The organism is Vibrio kasasachensis (assembly GCF_050337565.1).
GTDB classification, from domain to species: domain Bacteria; phylum Pseudomonadota; class Gammaproteobacteria; order Enterobacterales; family Vibrionaceae; genus Vibrio; species Vibrio kasasachensis.
On the sequence record NZ_JAKJTB010000013.1, the window covers coordinates 115,209 to 135,228 of the forward strand.

The window sequence follows — 20,020 nt, forward strand, 5'->3', positions numbered from 1 at the left end:
CAAGGAGAGGAGCTAGTGTTAACAGCACATAAAAACCCAAATCAAATTGATGATATCTACCGTTATTGGCGGCTTCACTTGATGATGGTTATGTATTTCGGCTATGGCGTTTTTTACTTCACGCGTAAAAGCCTAAATTTCGCCATGCCAAGTATGATCAGTGATTTAGGGTTAGAGACTTCTGATATCGGTATATTGGGAACGCTATTTTACATTACTTATGGCGTATCTAAGTTTCTTTCCGGCATGGTAAGTGACCAAACCAAACCCGCTTACTTTATGGGGCTTGGGCTGATTTTTACCGGCATTATCAACATCGCTTTTGGTTTGAGTTCTTCTTTAATCGCATTTGCATCACTGTGGACTCTAAATGCGTTTTTTCAAGGATGGGGATGGCCGCCATGTGCCAAGCTGCTGACCAGCTGGTACTCACGCTCAGAACGCGGTTTTTGGTGGTCAATTTGGAACACCTGCCACAACTTAAGTGGCGCACTGATCCCGATCAGTATTGGCTTTGCGGCTATTACTTGGGGCTGGCGTTTTGGTTTCATTTTACCCGGAATATTGGCGATTGTAGTTGGTATCGTGCTGTGTTTTCGCCTAAGAGATAAGCCCAGCTCAATGGGGTTACCTACTGTAGGTGAATGGCGAAACGATCAGCTAGAAAAAGTGCATGAAGCCGAAGGGCAAGGCTTACCGTTTTGGCAAATTGTCAAAACCTATGTACTCGGTAACAAATACATTTGGTTACTTTGCAGCTCATATTTGTTGGTTTACGTGGTACGCATCGCGATTAATGATTGGGGAAATTTGTACCTCATACAGCGTCACGAATACCAATTATTGAGCGCAAACGGCGCGGTTGCCATGTTCGAGGTGGGTGGGTTTCTCGGTTCACTGTTTGGTGGATGGGGTTCTGATAAGTTTTTCCACGGTAACCGTGCACCAATGATTTTATTGTTCGCTTTGGGGATTTTTCTTTCAGTCGCGGCATTGTGGCTAACCCCATTAGATAACGTCATCATTTTGTCGGGCTGTTTTTTTGCCATTGGATTCTTCGTCTTTGGCCCACAAATGATGATAGGCATGGCCGCTGCAGAATGTTCTCACAAAGACGCAGCAGGCACAGCGACCGGGTTTGTTGGCTTGTTTGCTTACATCGGTGCAGCGCTGGCGGGATACCCTCTCGCACTTATTATCGACCAGTTTAACTGGGAAGGATTTTTCAGTGTCATCACGCTTTCTGCAGCGTTGATCGGATTGTTAATCCTGCCCTTTGTTAAAGCTCAACAACGGGCAGGGATAGCCATAACCTAACTTAATAAATTCCCTCTCGTTGTTTATACCGCAAGGACTTACCAACCCTACAGTTGGATACAACAAGAGGAAATACCATGAAAGTTACAACAAAACGCAGCCTGCTCTCAGCCTGCATCTTGGGAGCTGCAACAATGGCAGCACCTCAAGCAATGGCTGATGGTCGTTTAGTGGTTTACTGTAGTGCGACGAATGCTATGTGTGAAGCCGCTACTAAAGCATTCTCAGAAAAATACGATGTGAAAACATCATTTGTTCGTAACGGTTCAGGCAGTACGTTGGCGAAAATCGACGCTGAGAAAAAGAACCCACGCGCTGACGTTTGGTATGGCGGTACATTAGATCCACAATCCCAAGGTGGTGAGATGGATCTGCTACAGGCTTACCAATCTCCTCAACTTGATTTCATCATGGACGACTTCAAAGATCCGGCAAAACGCAAAGGCAACTACTCTTCTGCGGTTTACATGGGTATCTTAGGTTTTGGTGTTAACAAAGATCGCCTTGCAGAAAAAGGGCTTGAGATTCCTCGCTGCTGGAATGACCTAACTAAACCAGAATACGCGGGTGAAATTCAAATCTCAGATCCACAAAGCTCAGGTACTGCATACACTGCACTAGCAACCTTTATTCAACTTTGGGACGAAGACAAAGCGTTCAACTACTTCAAAGCATTAGATAAAAACGTATCTCAATACACTAAATCTGGTGTGACCCCATCTCGTAACGCAGCTCGTGGCGAAATCGCTATCGGTATTGGCTTCTTGCATGATTACTCTCTAGAGCAATCGAAAGGTGCACCGCTTGAGCTTATCTCTCCTTGTGAAGGTACTGGCTATGAAATCGGTGGCGTGAGTATCATCAAAGGTGCTCGTAACCTAGAAAATGCGCAAAAATTCCTAGATTTCGTATTGTCGAAAGATGGCCAAGAAACGGCATGGAAAAAAGGTAAGTCATTCCAAATCTTAACCAACGTCACTGCAGAACAATCTCCAAATGCTCTTGATCCTAAAACATTAGAGCTAATCAACTATGACATGGATAAATACGGTTCTTCTGACGAACGTAAACGCTTGATCAACAAGTGGGTTAACGTCGTCAAGATGGGTCAATAATCCAACTGTGTGGGTGGTGGCTTACGCCATCACCTCTCCCTCGCTCATGAATCTAGGTATTTATTATGAACGAACTCACCGCGCACGCTAGCCCAGAATCTACTAAGCGCGATCCAGTGTTTTACTGGATAGTGAGCTTAGTAGTCGCTTTCATCCTTCTTCCTGTTTTTGCTCTCGATTATGGCGTGCTTGACTCAACATCTGATGAGTTTCGAGCAGCTATGGGCTGGAGTAGTTTTAATATTTCGTGGTTATGGTTCGTCCTACCTGCTGTTTTATTGCTGCGCCCTATAAAAGCGCAAAACAAGTATGCTAAAAAACGCCACCAATTCGATGTTGGCTACGCAGCATTTTGTATGCTGTTTGTGGTTATCTCATCTTGGTACACCGAACAAGGCATGGGCTATGCGACAATCGCCCTTTTCATCGCCTTAGGTGCTGTGATGACACTAGCCTTTTCACGCCTAGAATTTCTAGGTGGCGATGTGTTTGTGATCGGTTCTCTGATCAGTATCATCATGCTCATTGGCGTCTTTATTATCTATCCTAGCTTCGCCATTTTTGTCCCAATGTTCCAAGATGAGATGGGCAATTTTGTTGCTTGGCAGTTCGTTGATATTCTCAGTCACGCTCATATCATTAGGATCATCCTTAACTCAGTCGGTTTAGGCGTTGCGGTAGGTATTGGTGCGACATTCTTCGGTTTGATTTTTGCTATTTACACCACTCGTATTGCCGAGCGTAGTGCCTTTATCGCACGTATATTTTCGATCTTACCCATAGTAACGCCACCATTTGTTGTCGGCTTAGGTGTGACCTTGATGCTTGGTCGCTCTGGCTATATGACGGAATTGATGGTGGATTGGTTCGGGCTACAACAAACCAACTGGTTGTATGGCTTTACCGGTATATGGCTAGCTCAAGTTCTTGCTTTTGCACCTATGTCTTTCATGATCCTAGATGGTGCAATGAAATCTCTGCATCCATCGTTAGAAGAAGCCTCTTACACATTGCGTGCAAATCGCTATCAAACCTTCTTCAAAATCGTGATGCCATTGCTAAAACCTGCACTAGCTAACAGCTTCTTGATCATTTTTGTTCAATCACTTGCAGACTTTAGTAACCCATTGGTACTTGGCGGTAGCTTTGACGTGCTTGCAACGCAAATTTACTTCTACATTGCTGGTGCACAACTAGATTACGCTTCAGCGAGTACGCTTGGTGCCGTTCTGCTGTTGTTCTCACTCGCGATCTTCGTCGTGCAGTATTTATGGATTGGTAAACGCTCGTATGTAACTATTTCAGGTAAATCTTACCGCGGTGATGTTCAGCCTCTTCCACCTTCATTAAAACATGGTGTCTCTGGCATATTGTACTTCTGGATGGCGTTTAACGTCCTACTGTACGGCAGCATCTTCTACGGTAGCTTTACCGTTAACTGGGGTGTCGATTACAGCCTTACATTCGCCAACTATCTCAACCTATTTGGTAATGGATTTGGCGAAGGTGCTTGGCCATCACTGATCACCACTATGATTTACGCGGGTATTGCAGCTCCACTCACTGCATTCTTAGGTTTGCTGATAGCTTATATCGTTGTACGCCAGCAGTTCCACGGTAAGAAAGTGATCGAATTTGCCACCATGCTCTGTTTTGCCGTTCCCGGTACAGTGGCGGGTGTGTCATACATACTGGCATTTAACGATGCGCCTATTTACCTCACAGGTACCGCAGCTATCGTGGTTATCTCAATGGTAATGCGAAACGTGCCGGTGGGTATTCGCTCTGGTATCGCAGGATTAGGTCAACTTGATAAAGCCTTAGATGAAGCCTCGCTGAGCTTAAGAGCTAACTCACTCAAAACCATTACTCACATTCTGCTGCCGCTACTACGTCCGGCGATTTTGTCGACACTGGTATTCAGCTTTGTGCGAGCAATGACAACCGTAAGTGCGATCATCTTCTTGGTCACACCTGAAACTCGCGTAGCAACATCATACATTCTAAACCGTGTTGAAGATGGTGAATACGGTGTTGCTATCGCTTATGGTTCCATCCTCATTGTAGTGATGTTAGCCATTATTTTAATATTTGATTTTTTTGTCGGTGAAGCGCGCGTATCGCGTTCCAAAGCCAATAACCAAGAGTAGTCATTGGAGAAATAACTCATGGAAAAAGAAAACTTTGTAGTCCTTAAAAATGTCTGCAAGCGCTTTGGTGATAAGACCGTTATCGGCAATCTAGACCTTGAGATAAAAAAAGGCTCATTAGTCACACTATTAGGCCCTTCTGGCTGTGGTAAAACAACGGTTTTACGCTTAGTAGCAGGCTTAGAAAAACCGAGCAGTGGTCAGATATTTATTGATGGTGAGGACGTCACAAATACCTCTATCCAGCAGCGTGATATTTGTATGGTATTCCAGTCATACGCACTATTCCCGCACATGTCTTTAGAGGGCAATGTCGGTTACGGTTTAAAAATGCTCGGAATGGCGAAGTCCGAAATTAAACAGCGTGTGAACGACGCACTAAAACTGGTTGATTTGGAAGGATTTGGTGAGCGCTATGTTGACCAAATTTCTGGTGGACAGCAGCAACGTGTTGCGTTAGCGCGTGCGCTTGTACTCAAACCAAAAGTTTTGCTGTTCGATGAACCACTAAGTAACTTAGATGCTAACTTACGCCGTAACATGCGTGAAACCATCCGTGAATTACAGCAACGCTTCAACATCACTTCGTTGTACGTAACGCACGATCAAGCGGAAGCTTTCGCGGTGTCGGATACCGTCATCGTTATGAAGGATGGCGAGATCATGCAGCAAGGCAGCCCAACCGAGTTATACAAGCACCCAGCGTCGATGTTCATGGCAAACTTTATGGGTGAGGCCAATATGTTTAACGGTCACTTCGATGGGGAAACTATCGATATTCATGGCTATCGACTCAAAGCAACGCAAGATAACGTGGCGGGTATTGACGCAGGCGACTATGAAATTGGCGTTCGACCAGAAGCTATCTTACTTGCAGAAGAAGGCGAAGCTTGCCAGCAGTGCCAAGTAATCAGCATTGCCTACATGGGATCAATGCAGGAAGTTGTCGTGCAATGGCAAGGACACGAGTTGTTGCTTCAACTTAACTCATCACAATTTAATGATAGTTACGCTGACCACGCTTACTTGACCATTAACCCAAATGGGGTGTTCTTGCTACCAAAGCATACCTAAAGCATTTGAATAAAAACGCTTTTTAACCTTGCCATTGGTATAGCCGCTTACTTGAATAACCCTCGGTAAGCGGTTTTTTTTATTTCCAACACAGGCTCATCTGAGAAGAAAATTCCGCTCTAAATATTCAACCAGTTTTCTTATTTAATACTCAACAACCATGACTGAATCAAACTTCAAAACCGTCAAAGATAAAATCTTACTTTTCCCGGACAATTGTTTGTTGTCTTTCTCCCCAAACAGGATTAAATTTCGCTTCTCTTGTTATTTATTGAACATACTGACCGTGTTGCGTTTTCGCCCTCAATTAGATTTTCCATTACTCGCTGCGATCTGCTTTTTGATCATGGCTGGCAGTATTAGTGTTTGGAGCGCGAGTGGTTTTAGTGAGCCCATTCTAGAACGCCACCTTGCTCGTGCAGTCATCGCGATTAGTGCAATGATTGTGCTCTCAGCAGTACCTGCAAAAAAACTACGTGAAATAGCCCCTCCACTCTTTGGGCTTGCTGTATTTCTGTTACTCGCCGTAGTGATCGCAGGGGACGCGACTAATGGTTCAAAACGCTGGCTAGCATTAGGCCCCATTCGATTTCAACCTTCAGAACTAGTCAAAATTGCGGTGCCAATGATGACAGCATGGTTGATCGCTAAAGACCCCGGCGTGCCTTCATTTCGCAAAATCTTACTGTGTCTTGCTTTGACTGCAATTCCTGCTGGTCTAATTGCAATACAACCCGATCTTGATGGGGCAATTTTTGCCGTGATCTATTCATTGTTCGTGTTGTTCTTAGGTGGCATGAGTTGGAAGATCATCGCGTCGGTGATAGGCATAGTCGCTACCGCTGTACCTATCTTGTGGTTCTTCTTCATGGAAACATACCAAAAAATGCGTGTTACTCAGTTCTTGAACCCGGAATCCGATCCGCTTGGTTCGGGATATCAAATCATTCAATCTTTGGTAGCAATTGGTTCTGGCGGCATGCGCGGAAAAGGTTACATGAATGCAACGCAAGGTCAACTCGGCTTTATTCCTGAAAGCCATACCGACTTTATTTTTTCAACGTTTGCTGAAGAATGGGGCTACATAGGTGGAGTTGCACTCATTGCGACTTACCTATTTATTGCCGCGCGAACGCTATGGTTAGCAAGCCAAAGTGACTCAGCCTACTCACGCCTAGTGATTGGCGCTTTATCTCTTAGCTTCATTCTTTATGCCTTTATCAATATGGGTATGGTAAGTGGTTTATTACCCGTCATGGGCAGCCCACTTCCGTTTATTAGCTACGGTGGTACGGCAATGATCACTCAAGGAGCTTGTTTCGGTATTATCATGGCTCTAGCACCGAAAAAACGTAAGGCTGGCACACCGTTTTCAGCAATGGGGCATGCGAGCTAGAAAAACACACCAGTGAAATAAAACATCAAAGCCGTATTTGATTAATCAGGTGCGGCTTTTTGTTGCCTCTCATTATCTATGTTTAGCTCCCTTTCCCGCACACAAACCCCACGCTATAACAAAAAATTATTAAATTAATAATAATCGATAATTTCAATCTTTGGTTAGGACCCTTTAGGGTGGAATCAGATTTAGTTTTTTGTTTCACATTTTGCTCTGCTAAACGCAGCGTTGTGAACCAGTGATTAAGAGGTTTAGTGATGAAAGAGAAGATATTCCAAACAATTCAACTTGGTGACTTAACACTGGCAAACCGTATTGTCATGCCGCCAATGACTCGTTCGCGCGCGAGCCAACCAAGCAACGCAGCAAATGAAACGATGGCAACCTATTACACACAACGTGCCAGTGCTGGTTTGATTGTGGCAGAGGGTACTCAAATCTCACCAATGGGACAGGGCTATGCTTGGACACCAGGCATTTACAGCCAAGCACAAATTGCGGGTTGGAAACTGGTGACAGATGCGGTACATGAAAAAGGTGGGGCTATCTTTGCACAGCTCTGGCATGTAGGACGTGTCACTCACCCAGACAATATTGGTGGTGAGCAACCTATTTCGTCTTCTGCGCTAAAAGCTGAAAACGTGAAAGTATTTATCGATAACGGCACTGACGAACCGGGCTTTGTTGATGTGGTAGAACCTCGCGAAATGACAAAAGACGATATTCAACAGGTGATTGCCCAGTACCGCCAAGCGGCGCTAAACGCCATTGAAGCTGGCTTTGATGGGATTGAACTGCACGCAGCCAATGGGTATCTAATCAACCAGTTCATTGATTCTGAAGCGAACAACCGCAATGATGAGTACGGTGGTAGCATCGAAAATCGTTTGCGCTTTTTAGGCGAAGTGGTCGAAGCGATGACAAATGCGATTGGCGAAAACCGCGTTGGTGTGCGCCTTGCCCCATTCACGTCACTGAACGGTACGGTCGATAAAACCCCCGTAGAAACCTACACAGCAGCAGCGGTGTTATTGAACAAGCTAAATGTAGTGTACATGCACATTGCGGAAGTGGATTGGGATGACGCGCCCGATACACCTACCGAGTTTAAACAAGCCGTGCGAGATGCCTACCAAGGCGTAATCATCTATGCCGGTCGTTACAACACCGAAAAAGCCGCGCAAGCGCTACAATGCGGTTTCGCTGACATGGTGGGTTTTGGTCGCCCATTTATCGCTAACCCAGATTTGCCAAGCCGCATCAAACACAGCTATCCACTCGCTGCACACGACCCTGCCACCCTATTTGGTGGCAATGAAAAAGGCTTAGTGGATTACCCAGAATATCAAATGAGTTACGGCGAAACGCCCAAACCACAAATCTAGAAATTGGTCATTTTTGTTTTGGCGATCGTGACACAATAATGCAAAAGGCTAGTATTCCCCCAGTACTAGCCTTTTGTTTTCATAAACAAAACAAAACAAACACAAAAACTCACAACACGCAAAATATGTGTATTTTTGAGTTTTTCCGTAATAACATTTAGTGACAATTGTTTCTATCATTGATCCCATAGACAAACAAAAGGAAAACATGATGAAACGCACTTTGGTCATCCCAGTATTACTTTTAACTTCTTTTGCTAGCTCAGCCATGACACTTACCAGCAAAGATATTCAGGAAGGTTCTCGCATGGCAGATACCTTTGCATTCAATAGTTTTGGTTGCACTGGCGAAAACAAATCACCACAGCTAAGTTGGTCAGATGTTCCTCAAGGAACTAAGAGCTTTGCGATTACAGCGTACGACCCAGACGCACCAACAGGCAGCGGCTGGTGGCACTGGGTAGCGGTTGATATTCCAACATCAGTTACATCTATTGAGCAAGACGCATCAGCTAAAGGGCTAACTGCCAATCAAATGAAGAACGATTATGGTTTAAGTGGGTTTGGTGGTGTTTGCCCGCCTAAAAACCATGGTATGCACCGTTATCAGTTCACAGTTTGGGCGTTGCCTGCTGATAAGCTCGATATTCCGCAGGGTGCATCTAATGCCTTAATTGGCTACATGCTGAACGCAACATCACTTAATAAAGCGACACTTACCGCCACATACGTAAGCGAATAGCATCGGTCATGGGGGAAAACATGAATAAGCAATTGGTCAATACGGTTCATTACAAAGGTAAACACAATCAACCCTTAACCAATGTGTTTATTCATGCCCCTACCATTATTTGGGTAAAGCAAGGGAGCAAGCAACTTTGGTGGCACGAAAAAAGCTATGAATTTAATCATTCAAATTGGCTATTAGTGCCTGCAGGGCAGTACCTGACATTTGTGAATATACCTGAGCAACAACAGTTTTATTCACGCGTATTAACCCTTCATCAACGTCCACCAATTGATTGGCTAAGCAGCGAAGTGGGCACACGACTCTCTAGCCCACAAATGAATACTACGCCATCACTTGAGTACTGTTTTGAAATCATCTTTGATATGGCAGAAAAAGGGCTCTCACCAGAGACTCAGCAGCAATTCTTATACGGTTTTTACTCAGAGCTCAACCAAGTAGGAGCACTCACAAAACTCTTCCCTACGGATCAACAACAACTTCGCGATAAACTGGCCAATTACCTAAGCTCAGCCCCCGGAGATGATCACAAAATTGACGTAGCCGCAAGCCACCTTGCCATGAGCCGCGCCACGCTCACTCGTAAACTTGCCGCCGAAGGTTCGAGCTTTCGTTCGGTATTAACAGAAATTCGTATGACACACGCATTAAGTTTGCTGCAAAATCAATTTAGCCAAATTGATGCTGCGTTAGCTTGTGGCTACCAATCAGAGGCGCGCTTCTCTCAGCGGTTTAAACAACAATTTGGCTTAACACCACATCAATACCGGATGACTCTGTAGCCTACAGCAATGACGATTGGCTTTAGCAACTTGTTTGCTCGCGGTTACGCTAAAACGTACCCGCTGACAATGCGGTTAAACTGCACGATATCGAAAGAGCCTTTAATTTCAAAGCGCACGCGCCCTATTTCACTCAAGTACAACTCTATTTCACAATCAAGATCGAACGTACCAGATGTTTCTACTGAGAAGGCATTAACCTTACTATAAGGTAAAGATGTGTAATCCACCTTAGAGCCGGTAATACCCTGTACATTTGCCGCAATCACTCGCTTGTTAGTGAAGATAACTTGGTCACGAACACTTTTGAATGCAGCTAATATCTCCTCACCATCAATAAGAAATTTGTGGAAATCATCCCTCGATTTAGATACTTCAATCGGCTTTAACTTAAATACTGATGAGTTTTTGAAATCAATCATTGTGTTACCTGTACAGTGAAGAGTGGAATTAAATAATTGGAATAGTGTTATTCTGGCAGAAACGAGCCAACAAAGCTGTGATGCAAAAGCACCTTATGTTTTATGTCTCCAAACAATCGATGTTTACTTTTCTTGTTATTGTATCGTTATCTTAGATCAATCTAGCAAAGCAAATTTACTCTGTTTTGTTTAAACTAAACCTCTCACCGCTGCCAGTAAGGTCTAATCCTTGATAACAGACAAAGCACTCACCTTTGCAACTGCCAACTTATTTAACTTCATTGAACCGCCTAGCGCTTTTTATGACTTTGAGAATATTTATGAAAGCGATGCTTGGCGAGAAAAGTGCCTATGGACGCAACATAACATTCAGATACTAAATGCCGATATTGTCGGTATCCAAGAAGTCTTTAGCATTGATGCCGCACGAGACCTATTTGAACAGATGGGTTATCCCTACTTTGCTAGCGTTGACCTGCCTCATGTAGAAAGCGACTATATCTATACCCAACCAGTGGTCGCCTTAGCCTCAAAGTACCCGATAACTCGTATAGAAGCCGTATTTCCCTTAGATTTTATAGCAGATAATTACCAAGCTTCACTTCCTGAATTCAGCCGCAAACCTCTTTATTCTGTGGTTGATGTACCTGATATTGGTGAGGTTGCGGTTTACGTTTGTCACTTAAAATCACAAAGAGCAACAGAAAGTCACAACCCAGAACAGGCTCACCCTCTGATTGGGCGATGGTTATCAAGCCAACAAAGAGCATGGGAAGCAGTAATGTTGCGGGTGTTTATGGAAGAACAATACGCGCGTCACCCTATTCCAACCGTACTAATGGGTGACATGAACCAACCTTTGAGTAGCGATATAACTGGGTTACTCACCAGTGAATCGAATCATGATTCTACTCGGCTAAAATTAGCAGATAGTTGGGACATCTTTAGTGAAAAGCAGCCGGAATTAGAGCGCACTCCAACTCATTACCATTTCGCCAAAGGCAATGTTTTAGACTACATTTTGCTCTCACAGGAATTCCAACCAGACTCCCAATACTCTTTAGCAGATGTGTCGGCTTATCAGGTTGTAGACAAGCACCTAATCAACCCAATTTACGCTACAGATAAGCAAGCCAGTGACCACGCCTTCGTCGCAGCCACTGTGCGTTTTGTTCTCTAAAAGGGTTTGATTCGGTGAAGAGCAAGCAATTCAAATACTAGGCGTTAACTTTGAGAGAACAAAAGTGCCTTCAAAGTTTTTTCTTTCTGCAAATGCTCAGGATACGTTAGGTATTGAGGACTTTCGCTCGAATTCGCATTCACTAGCCTCTGTTTTTCGGCGACTCTCCGGTCCACCTTTTAAGTGCTCGGCTAAACGCACTTGAGTCAGAAAAACCCATTTCATGCGCAACATGCGTAACACTGATATTTTGTTGATTAAGCATCTTTAGGCTCTGCTCTAAACGGTATTTGTCATAAAGGCGACGAAAACTGACACCTTCTTGCTGCAGTTTTCGGTTCAAGGTTCTTGCGCTCATATTAAGCGCTAACGCCACACTATCTAAGGTAATATCGATAACTTCCTTGTTTCTGAACACGTCATTAACTTTGAAAATAACGCTACGTTCTAAAACATTAGTTGTCTGTTTCTCAGCCAGCACCTTAAGACCCTCATGTAGCTCAGGGTTATACTTACGATGCACCTTCTCGACTATTTCTTTACTGAATAGGAAGTATCTCGCTGGATAACCTTGCTTAAGTTCAATATTGAAAACACGTTCGAACACCGACGTAACTTCACCACCAACAGTAATTTTATTAATGTATACAGGCAGGCGTAGATTAGGGGCTTTTAAATAGCTGCGAATAAGCTTCAAAATAACACTAAGATAAAGACCTAAGCTCAAGTGACTCATCAAGGTCACTTCATCAACGAACTCATGAGTGACCGTCCAGAGCTCTATCTCACCTTTTTCTGTCTCACGGCTAATTATTTTCAACAGCGGATGGATATGAACTGAATAACGACACAGCAAATCACAAAACGAACTCAAGGTAGGTGCTGTAAGGATTGTCAATATTGGCGCACCCACATCTAACTCATCAAAAAAATCGGAAGATTGATTAAACACATTGATGAGTTCTGAGCCATAGAGATCATAGAACTCAACAACTGCATGTTCTATTTGATAAGCCGAGACCGAATCCGCAGAACATAATTCGGCATATTGCGAATTGCCCCCCCATATTTCTGCGCTACTTTCCATTCTATCTCGTATAGCAGCATCAAGGATGCTAAACCAAAAAATGGGAAGTTGGGTACTAAAGTCCGTTGCCATAATTACTCGCTAGCTAATGCATCCATTCTTATATTTCTATGCGTGGCTGCATAGATAGCGAGAAATAATATCAGAGGACGGGATAAAAGAGGTTTTCTTCTCAATTATTGGTGAGGTGATCGCAATGATAGCGCTCAAAGTAGTCAGGATTTTAGTGTTTCGACGATGGTACTAACTTATCATTGTACATTGGCAACGATAAGTTAGCCGTCAGAGGCTAGAACTTATAATCTAAACCAATAGAAACGATGTACTGTTCTGACGTGTAATAATCAATGTTAGATTGGATGGTTTTGGCACCTACCAATGAAACGAGAGCCCAGTTTTCATAGCCCATGACATCGGCATATTCATACGCAAAAAAAACACCGAATTCTTTGTCTTCACGCGTTTGCTGGTAAATCGGGTTCTGGGCATCATAATCTCGCTTTGCTGCGCTAGCGGTCAATACAAAACCGTGTTTATTAATTTTACGCGCATAGCTAATTTCCCCCCCATAACTGAAAAATGAGAGAGCTTCACCTTTTGAGTCTGAGCTGAAAACATTCAATGAAGGCATCACAAGCCCTTGATGATCTTCTAAGACGTAGCGATAACCTGTTTTGAGGTAATAGTATTTTCGCCCACGCTTTAATAGCGCCTGGTCTTCAATAGAAAGACCCAAACCCTTGGTGCCTGACTTTTCATTATCTACGTCTGATTCGCCAGCAGCCATGTCGATATCAAAGTGAGAACCTGCAATTTGGGAAAGCTGCATACGAATTACGTTACCAGTTAAATCACTCTCTTCTCTTGCTTGATCAACAGCGTACGGATCATCCCATACATCACCTGAAATGAGCGTTGGTAGCACTGACACATCAACCACCATGCCACTTGCAAGTTGTTGGCGATAGCCGATTTCAAACGCGAGTGAACCAGTAACAATATCCTCTCGTGAAGTTCCCATGAAAAACTGTTTGTTTAGTGTGTCACCAAATGTGTACTGAACCGCCCCCAACAAACCGGCAGAAATATTTGTTTCCCCGCTCCCTGAAGCGTATAAATCAGGCTCACTTTGCGTTCTGTCTTGCTCAACATCCAAGTTGCTTGAGTTCGATGTAATACCGGTTAATACGGTGACATTTCCACTGAACCCCTGCTCAGGAGCCAATGCGGCAAAGACAGGAGCGGTGAGCACGGTTGATAACACTAAAGCAGGAAAGATATATTTCATAGCATGTGGCTCTTAAATTTTTAATAAATAATGAGTTAGAGAACCTGAGATTTCATACCGTCTAAGGTAGGTTGAACCTAACATAGCTTGTAACCATCGGTATTGCACTGGTCATTTCAACAGGTGTAACTTCAGTAATGCATTCGCTGTTGTCACACAAAGATTGGCGCTTTTTTATCAGCCCATGGGCGCGCAACTTCAAGCTGATAAGCAAGCTCAAACAACAATCGGTCATTGCCACGCGCGGCTGAAAAGTGACTACCAACCGGCATCTTCTCTTTAGTCCAATAAAGCGGCACTGACATCGCAGGGTTGCCCGCTACATTCTCAACTGGTGTATATGACATTAGCTCTTCTGAACGTTTCCAGATCTCTTCTCCGGAGTGCTGCTTTTGATCAAAGTAGCTAATATCTTTAGGCGAATGATGTGCACAAGGGGTTAACCAAACATCGATAGCATTGAAGAACTCACGGTTATGTTTCAATGCGAACGCATGACATCCCCCCTGCGATTCTTGATACAAGTTAGGGTTTTGTAGCACCCGTTGCTGCATAGTTCGAGCTAAGTAAGTAACGTTATCGCTTACCTTGTCCGCCATTGATTCTAACGGGGTTCCTAACACATCAAATTGCGCGGCCAAGCTAGCCATTTTTGAGCCAAACACCCCCATATAGTTAAGCATAAACTGCTCGCCATCTTTAACAGGTTGCTCGATTTCAACCATAATGTGTCCGAGCTGCTCTAATAGCTTAACGGTAGATTTAATTGCCGCTTGTGTATCTTCATCTGGCAATCTTCCATATATATCTCGCATTGTAACACCCACTCGAATTTGACGATTCAAAGGGGTATGTACCATACCGATAGGCGTTCGAGGAAATCCCGTTGCAAAGCTATCTTTTACGTGGTTTTCTGTCACGGAAATAGCCAGAGCCGTATCTCGCACAGTGCGAGACATGAAAGACTGATGAGTAAAGTCTTCCATTGTTGAACCATTGGGAAGCCCAGTAATTAATTGCTCGCGACTTGGTTTATAGCCAAATATCCCCGTCGCTGATGCTGGCATTCTTGATGAGCCGCCACCATCCGTTGAATGGATTATTGGGGTATAACCGGCCGCGACCGCAGCCGCTCCTCCGCCCGTCGAGGAATGTACACCTTTACGAAGATCCCAAGGGTTACGAGTCGCCCCATAGAGAGGATTTTGCGTACAACCTAACGTCATCATCTCTGGAATGTTAGACATTCCTATCGTATTTAGGCCAGCATTATGCGCCGCTTGAATAAACCAAGACGTTGACTCTGGTCTTCTACCTTTGTTCAATATAGAACCCAGCGTGCTGTCTAAACCTTCTACATCCACACAATCTTTGGCTAAAAATGGAACACCCGCAAATGGAGAGTAAGGGTTAATTGAATCCGCTCGTTCTAGCGCTAAATCATAGCATTCAGCAACAACTGCGTTTACCTGATGGTTGGTTTGCTTGATCTTGTAGATCGCTTCTTGTATCAATTCTTTTGGTGTTATTTTTTTACTTCGAACCAATTCTGCCATCGCCGTTGCATCAAGTGGTGCCTGAGGGCTTTGGAAGTCAGCAGGGACATTCTGATTAGCAGATACAGACACAGTAACAGGCAAAGTCAGAGCAGCCGCAGTTACAGCCCCTTTACCCATCACTTTAAAAAAATCTCGACGCTTCAGGTCATTTAAATTCATCATTTCTAGCCTTATAATAAGGTGAGCCTACAATCCGTATGTCATAGCCTAGGCATCTCAGGCTATTCGTCTAACGTCCTTTCCGTAAGCTGATGCATATAGATTACTTAAAACATTGCCCTCCGACTCGACAAATAGCGACAGCTTATGTGCCAATTACGCCAAACTGGCTGTTATTTAGCTCATTTAAACACTGAACTTTCCAACGTAGGGTAAAATAAACAAGCCAATGACCATGCTTTTGTCAGGATAACTGTTCGCTTTGTTTTTTAGCCTATACCCAAGAAACTTGAAGATGCAGGTAGGCGGCAAGTAAGAAAGTCCCCTGAGCATAGGTGAACTATGTGATTGGGACGCACGAACACAGCCAACACCGCTGCAACTTCAAGTATGACGGGTATATATTGAAATTATTGAGTGATTGCATTTCATAACCCATGGGAATAGAGCAGTATTGGCAAACCAAAGTAGAACTACCACTTAGTTAGCATAGATTTCACTATTTGCGTCAGATATCATCAATAATCTGGAGCAAAGACAACCATGATGAGGAACCGACAATGGCATCAATTCAAGAGTTTATGACTCAGCACCATAAGACATGTGACAACCTTCTAGTGGAAGCTGAAGCGATGTTAGCCAACAAAGACTGGGCTGCCTTTGCCGAACTTTGGGGGAAGTTTGAAAAAGAAACTCTCCATCATTTCGATCTTGAAGAGCAGATCCTATTCCCAGCCTTTGAAGAACAAACCGGCATGACTGCAGGACCAACTATGGTTATGCGCCACGAACATGCTCAAATTAAGGCAATGTTCGAGCAAATGGGATTAGCCATTGAAAAACAAGACATTGAGCGAGCAATGGGTAGCAGTGAAAGCATTATGATCTTCATTCAACAACACAACATGAAAGAAGAGCAGATTCTATACCCAATGACTGACAACCATCTTAGCAATAGTGCCGAAATTGTTGAGCAGATGAGTTCTCACTAAGCACTCTGAATCAATCAATAAAACTCAATGAGGACGGAATGGATTTAAGCCAAGTAACGCAGTTAGATGTGTGTGAGCTAGAGCCACCACAACCAATGCACGTGATCACCGCTGCTTTGCAAAGATTGGCTATGGGTGAAGTATTAGCGGTAAAACATAGACGCAAACCCGTTCCACTATTTGAAATGCTCACCGGGCGCTTTGAATATCTTTGTGAGGAGATCACTCCGTCCCATTTCCAGCTCTATTTTTGGCACCTAGAGGATGACAAAGCCAAAACATTAGCGGAGCAACTAAGTCGTGAGAATAATCCGCTATGAGAATGACAGGGCTTAACTTTGAAGCCATCCCGCCCATCTCATCGCCTATTCGCTTTTATCTTACGGCAACTGGTTTTGCACTATTGGGCGCCATAATGATTGCGCTGCATGGTGAAACCCTTTGGCTTAGCCGTTGGATGCCCGTCACCCTTGCAATAACTCATTTAATCGCACTGGGTGTAATGGCGATGATCATGATCGGCTCACTGTTTCAGGTAATGCCTGTGTTATGTGGTGCCGCCATTCCAATCACGGGCTGGCGCTTACACCTACTTCACGCCACATTGGTCACTGGTGTTTTAACATTAGCTGCCGCTTTTCTTGGCTGGTTAAGCTTTCTGTTTCCATTTATTTTGCTAGGTTTAAGCCTTGGCTACTTTAGCCTAGCACTAGCTTGGTTGTTGGTAACAAAAGCAAAAGGCGAACAAACTCGTTTACCTATTCTATTTTCCATCTTGGCACTTTCAGTCTTACTTCTTATTGGGCTAGTTTTACTCAGTGGTTATTTATGGGGCTATATGCCAGCTACTGGAAAAATTCTGACTAATCTACATGCTGGTATTGGCAGCTTTGGCTGGATTATGTTGCTGGTGATGGCTGTAAGCTTTCAGGTTATTCCGATGTTTCATGTCACGCCTCCTTATAACCCAAAATGGCAGCATGCTTTAATTATTTTGTTGGTCATAGGGTTAACTTTAGCCAGTGCAGAAATATTTGGTTTTACTCTTGCTTCGGGCTGGGCTTGGGGATGGCTACTATGCATTTTTGCTACCCTACTCTATTGCGTGATCAGCTTAGAACGTTTAACCAAACGTAAGCGTAAGCTACCCGATGTAGTGATCAATTATTGGCAGATGGGTTTGGTTAACCTGATGCTAGCGTGCTCACTATTGCTATGGTTAATTCTACCGTTTGCCAAACCAGCATGGGCGATATTATGGCAAACCAAGCTTGAGGTGTTATTAGGCTTCTTATTTGGCTTTGGTTTTGTTTTGGCGATAGTTCAAGGCATGCTACTTAAAATAGTACCCTTTCTGATTTCACTGCACTTACAACGCATCATGATGCAAAATCCAATGGCAATGATCCCATTGCCTGATCACTATCAGCTGATCAGCAGAGTTCGTATGAAGCGGCAGTTTTTCACTTATCTTGCACTGCTTGTTACGCTGTGGTTGGCTTTTTTACTACCGGCAACGACCCCGCTGATGGCTATTATATTTGCGATTAACTGGCTAGTTATTGCGTATAATATGCATGGCGCAATCAGGTTATATCGCGAGTATAGGGGCAAGCTGCTTAGTGCGCCTAAGATATCAATTTAATGGCTCTTCATATCAATGAGATCAAACTCTGAGAAGTCGGCAACGGGATACTCGTTGCCAAGTTCTATGCAAGCCGACAATTAACCAGAGAGCGACAACATCACTAGATACATTGACAAATTTACCGAGTAAACTGCGTCAATCAAAATAAATTCAAAAACACCATGCCAACTCAATTTCATACATCAATAGACATTCCCTTTAATCTTCGCCATATCTGCTGGTTTTGTGGGGAGCCGTCATCGACGGCCCTACATTTCCCACCTAACGCTGAGTCATGCATCTACCTTGAGCACGCCGCAATGTCGATACCAGCATGTAGTGAATGCCAGTCTTTCACCTACCCAAATAACTTAAACTCGATTTGGGCGCTACGTGCCAGCATCAAGCAAGCGCTTATCTCCAAATACACCAAGCACTTAGCTATTGGTGAGAACTGGACAGAGCAAGAACTAGTCGACAGTGATTTTTCCGGCGCCATCTTGGGCGGTTTTGGCAAAAGTGCTTGGCAAATGTATGAAATAGCCAAACAGCGAGTGGCGTTTCAGGGTTGGGCTGTCAGTATGGATGACATTCCATTAGATAGTTTTGATGATACGAGTGGATTCGAGTTTAACGGTACCAACTATTTGTCATTAAATACCTGTATCGATTTCTTTGTGGATGCTATTGATGTGGATAGAGAACTGCTCACTCAGCTTATTGCTATTGTGACGCCGAGCCGATTTGATCATGCATTGAAAATAGCAAAATTGAACAAGCGCATTTCTAACGCTCGCCGCGCGCAAATAATTGATGAAATTAGCGTTCAAGAAACGGAAAAACAACAAGCGGCGTTTGATCTGATCTCTAGCGGTGCGGTTGATCATTCCATTACCGAGGTCTTAATTTCTGGCACTATCGCCCCAACATTTGCCATCAAATGGGCGATGGATAAAGAGGCGCATACTCTCGCAGAGCTGTGCCACTTAGAAGACGATTACTTCGATGAATTCGAACATCTTGGTGGACCCGCTGCATTCGCATCGTATAACGGCTTGCAACTGTACTTAAAAGCCAGAGAAGAACAAGCTTGGATAGAAAGCAGCGATCCAAACAAAGATTTATGGCGGTAAATTAACAGAAAACCCAGTGGGCGGGTCTAATGAAGTGGTCTGCCTCACTTCCAAGCGTAAAGGTCTGATGAACAGTGCTCGTTACCACTCAGTACTTACTCGGAATGTTTATTAAAGAAAAATAGATAACATAAGAATGGATCTTATGTAGATGAGGTGCATTTATAACAGCACCATCTCGGATAAAGCGCTCGATTCGAGCAGAATAGAATTCTGACAGTTCTTCATCCTCCTCGTCATGACAATCAATACAGATCTCTTTCGGATCAAACTCTTCATGGGGCATATGGCATTCTACGCACTCCATCTGTTCGCTCTCTTGGTGCTTGATATTGTGCTGGCTTCCCTCAAGGTTAGCGAGGGAGTCATGACACTCGATACAGCTTTGATATTCAAACACCAAATCATCCGACACTTCTTCGCCTTCATGACATTGCCCTGAACAAGTTTCATCTAATAGATGGAAGTTTGCCAAAGTGTCATCTTCTGGGTTTGGTAACTCATCAGCGTACGCAAACTGCCCGGCAAACACCAAAAATAGACTCACTAACAACAAAGTAGACAACAAGTCACAAGATAAACTAGGGAAACATTTCATAAAAC

At 43.8% G+C, this 20,020-nt stretch carries 18 protein-coding genes; 13 read left to right on the forward strand and 5 right to left on the reverse strand.

The genetic code is table 11. From position 1 onward, the window contains the following. Positions 1-15: 15 nt before the first annotated feature. The 8 genes from uhpC (at position 16) to L4C38_RS11285 (ending at position 9,970) form a co-directional block, all read left to right on the forward strand. Positions 16-1,317, forward strand: a complete 1,302-nt coding sequence (uhpC, locus tag L4C38_RS11250; RefSeq protein WP_428797655.1) for an MFS transporter family glucose-6-phosphate receptor UhpC — start codon at positions 16-18, stop codon at positions 1,315-1,317. 77 nt (positions 1,318-1,394) lie between these two features. Continuing rightward, complete coding sequence (locus tag L4C38_RS11255; RefSeq protein ID WP_428797656.1) at positions 1,395-2,432, forward strand: ABC transporter substrate-binding protein; 1,038 nt, start codon at positions 1,395-1,397, stop codon at positions 2,430-2,432. 65 nt (positions 2,433-2,497) lie between these two features. Beyond that, on the forward strand, positions 2,498-4,582 hold the full coding sequence (locus L4C38_RS11260; protein ID WP_428797657.1) for an ABC transporter permease: 2,085 nt from the start codon (positions 2,498-2,500) through the stop codon (positions 4,580-4,582). A gap of 18 nt (positions 4,583-4,600) precedes the next feature. Beyond that, positions 4,601-5,656, forward strand: a complete 1,056-nt coding sequence (fbpC, locus tag L4C38_RS11265; RefSeq protein ID WP_428797658.1) for a ferric ABC transporter ATP-binding protein — start codon at positions 4,601-4,603, stop codon at positions 5,654-5,656. A 286-nt stretch (positions 5,657-5,942) separates the two neighbouring features. Beyond that, positions 5,943-7,052, forward strand: coding sequence for a rod shape-determining protein RodA (rodA, locus tag L4C38_RS11270; protein WP_428797760.1), 1,110 nt, complete (start codon positions 5,943-5,945; stop codon positions 7,050-7,052). A gap of 260 nt (positions 7,053-7,312) precedes the next feature. Beyond that, the gene (locus tag L4C38_RS11275; RefSeq protein WP_428797659.1) at positions 7,313-8,440 is read left to right on the forward strand and encodes an alkene reductase; all 1,128 of its coding nucleotides are present in this window, start codon (positions 7,313-7,315) and stop codon (positions 8,438-8,440) included. A 211-nt stretch (positions 8,441-8,651) separates the two neighbouring features. After that, a complete protein-coding gene (locus L4C38_RS11280) occupies positions 8,652-9,182 on the forward strand; it encodes a YbhB/YbcL family Raf kinase inhibitor-like protein (RefSeq protein ID WP_428797761.1) in 531 nt (176 codons plus the stop codon). Positions 9,183-9,202: 20 nt separating this feature from the next. After that, positions 9,203-9,970, forward strand: a complete 768-nt coding sequence (locus L4C38_RS11285) for a helix-turn-helix transcriptional regulator (RefSeq protein ID WP_428797660.1) — start codon at positions 9,203-9,205, stop codon at positions 9,968-9,970. A gap of 44 nt (positions 9,971-10,014) precedes the next feature. Here L4C38_RS11285 and L4C38_RS11290 read toward each other — a convergent pair whose 3' ends face one another. Continuing rightward, complete coding sequence (locus L4C38_RS11290) at positions 10,015-10,392, reverse strand: PH domain-containing protein (RefSeq protein WP_428797661.1); 378 nt, start codon at positions 10,390-10,392, stop codon at positions 10,015-10,017. Between the two features lie 229 nt (positions 10,393-10,621). Between L4C38_RS11290 and L4C38_RS11295 the strand changes: the two genes are divergently transcribed. Beyond that, complete coding sequence (locus L4C38_RS11295; RefSeq protein ID WP_428797662.1) at positions 10,622-11,572, forward strand: endonuclease/exonuclease/phosphatase family protein; 951 nt, start codon at positions 10,622-10,624, stop codon at positions 11,570-11,572. 142 nt (positions 11,573-11,714) lie between these two features. Here the strand turns inward: L4C38_RS11295 and L4C38_RS11300 are convergent, their stop codons facing one another. The 3 genes from L4C38_RS11300 to L4C38_RS11310 form a co-directional block, all read right to left on the reverse strand. Next, positions 11,715-12,731 carry a helix-turn-helix transcriptional regulator gene (locus L4C38_RS11300; RefSeq protein ID WP_428797663.1) on the reverse strand — a complete coding sequence of 339 codons (1,017 nt, stop codon included), beginning with the start codon at positions 12,729-12,731 and terminating at the stop codon, positions 11,715-11,717. Between the two features lie 217 nt (positions 12,732-12,948). Beyond that, on the reverse strand, positions 12,949-13,947 hold the full coding sequence (locus L4C38_RS11305; RefSeq protein ID WP_428797664.1) for a DUF2860 family protein: 999 nt from the start codon (positions 13,945-13,947) through the stop codon (positions 12,949-12,951). Between the two features lie 152 nt (positions 13,948-14,099). Further along, positions 14,100-15,665, reverse strand: coding sequence for an amidase (locus tag L4C38_RS11310; RefSeq protein WP_428797762.1), 1,566 nt, complete (start codon positions 15,663-15,665; stop codon positions 14,100-14,102). Between the two features lie 560 nt (positions 15,666-16,225). On the opposite strand from L4C38_RS11310, the gene L4C38_RS11315 reads away from it, so the two are divergent. The 4 genes from L4C38_RS11315 to L4C38_RS11330 all read left to right on the forward strand — a co-directional run bounded on the left by L4C38_RS11315 (position 16,226) and on the right by L4C38_RS11330 (position 19,417). Next, the gene (locus L4C38_RS11315; RefSeq protein ID WP_428797665.1) at positions 16,226-16,657 is read left to right on the forward strand and encodes a hemerythrin domain-containing protein; all 432 of its coding nucleotides are present in this window, start codon (positions 16,226-16,228) and stop codon (positions 16,655-16,657) included. Between the two features lie 38 nt (positions 16,658-16,695). After that, positions 16,696-16,977 (forward strand): DUF2249 domain-containing protein, encoded by a 282-nt coding sequence (locus L4C38_RS11320; RefSeq protein ID WP_428797666.1) that lies wholly within the window; start codon positions 16,696-16,698, stop codon positions 16,975-16,977. Next, positions 16,974-18,302 (forward strand): hypothetical protein, encoded by a 1,329-nt coding sequence (locus L4C38_RS11325; RefSeq protein WP_428797667.1) that lies wholly within the window; start codon positions 16,974-16,976, stop codon positions 18,300-18,302. Before L4C38_RS11320 ends, L4C38_RS11325 begins: the two co-directional genes overlap by 4 nt. Before the next feature lie 164 nt (positions 18,303-18,466). After that, positions 18,467-19,417 carry a hypothetical protein gene (locus L4C38_RS11330; protein WP_428797668.1) on the forward strand — a complete coding sequence of 317 codons (951 nt, stop codon included), beginning with the start codon at positions 18,467-18,469 and terminating at the stop codon, positions 19,415-19,417. Positions 19,418-19,505: 88 nt separating this feature from the next. Here L4C38_RS11330 and L4C38_RS11335 read toward each other — a convergent pair whose 3' ends face one another. Then, the gene (locus L4C38_RS11335; protein ID WP_428797669.1) at positions 19,506-20,015 is read right to left on the reverse strand and encodes a cytochrome c3 family protein; all 510 of its coding nucleotides are present in this window, start codon (positions 20,013-20,015) and stop codon (positions 19,506-19,508) included. Positions 20,016-20,020 lie beyond the last annotated feature (5 nt).

Coding starts and splice junctions, on each gene's coding strand:
- L4C38_RS11305 (WP_428797664.1), bottom strand. CDS start 13,947: ATGAAATATATCTTTCCTGCTTTAGTGTTATCAACCGTGCTCACCGCT.
- L4C38_RS11300 (WP_428797663.1), bottom strand. CDS start 12,731: ATGGCAACGGACTTTAGTACCCAACTTCCCATTTTTTGGTTTAGCATC.
- L4C38_RS11290 (WP_428797661.1), bottom strand. CDS start 10,392: ATGATTGATTTCAAAAACTCATCAGTATTTAAGTTAAAGCCGATTGAA.
- L4C38_RS11280 (WP_428797761.1), top strand. CDS start 8,652: ATGAAACGCACTTTGGTCATCCCAGTATTACTTTTAACTTCTTTTGCT.
- L4C38_RS11255 (WP_428797656.1), top strand. CDS start 1,395: ATGAAAGTTACAACAAAACGCAGCCTGCTCTCAGCCTGCATCTTGGGA.
- L4C38_RS11320 (WP_428797666.1), top strand. CDS start 16,696: ATGGATTTAAGCCAAGTAACGCAGTTAGATGTGTGTGAGCTAGAGCCA.
- L4C38_RS11335 (WP_428797669.1), bottom strand. CDS start 20,015: ATGAAATGTTTCCCTAGTTTATCTTGTGACTTGTTGTCTACTTTGTTG.
- L4C38_RS11275 (WP_428797659.1), top strand. CDS start 7,313: ATGAAAGAGAAGATATTCCAAACAATTCAACTTGGTGACTTAACACTG.
- fbpC (WP_428797658.1), top strand. CDS start 4,601: ATGGAAAAAGAAAACTTTGTAGTCCTTAAAAATGTCTGCAAGCGCTTT.
- L4C38_RS11310 (WP_428797762.1), bottom strand. CDS start 15,665: ATGAATTTAAATGACCTGAAGCGTCGAGATTTTTTTAAAGTGATGGGT.
- L4C38_RS11315 (WP_428797665.1), top strand. CDS start 16,226: ATGGCATCAATTCAAGAGTTTATGACTCAGCACCATAAGACATGTGAC.
- L4C38_RS11325 (WP_428797667.1), top strand. CDS start 16,974: ATGAGAATGACAGGGCTTAACTTTGAAGCCATCCCGCCCATCTCATCG.
- L4C38_RS11330 (WP_428797668.1), top strand. CDS start 18,467: ATGCCAACTCAATTTCATACATCAATAGACATTCCCTTTAATCTTCGC.
- L4C38_RS11260 (WP_428797657.1), top strand. CDS start 2,498: ATGAACGAACTCACCGCGCACGCTAGCCCAGAATCTACTAAGCGCGAT.
- L4C38_RS11285 (WP_428797660.1), top strand. CDS start 9,203: ATGAATAAGCAATTGGTCAATACGGTTCATTACAAAGGTAAACACAAT.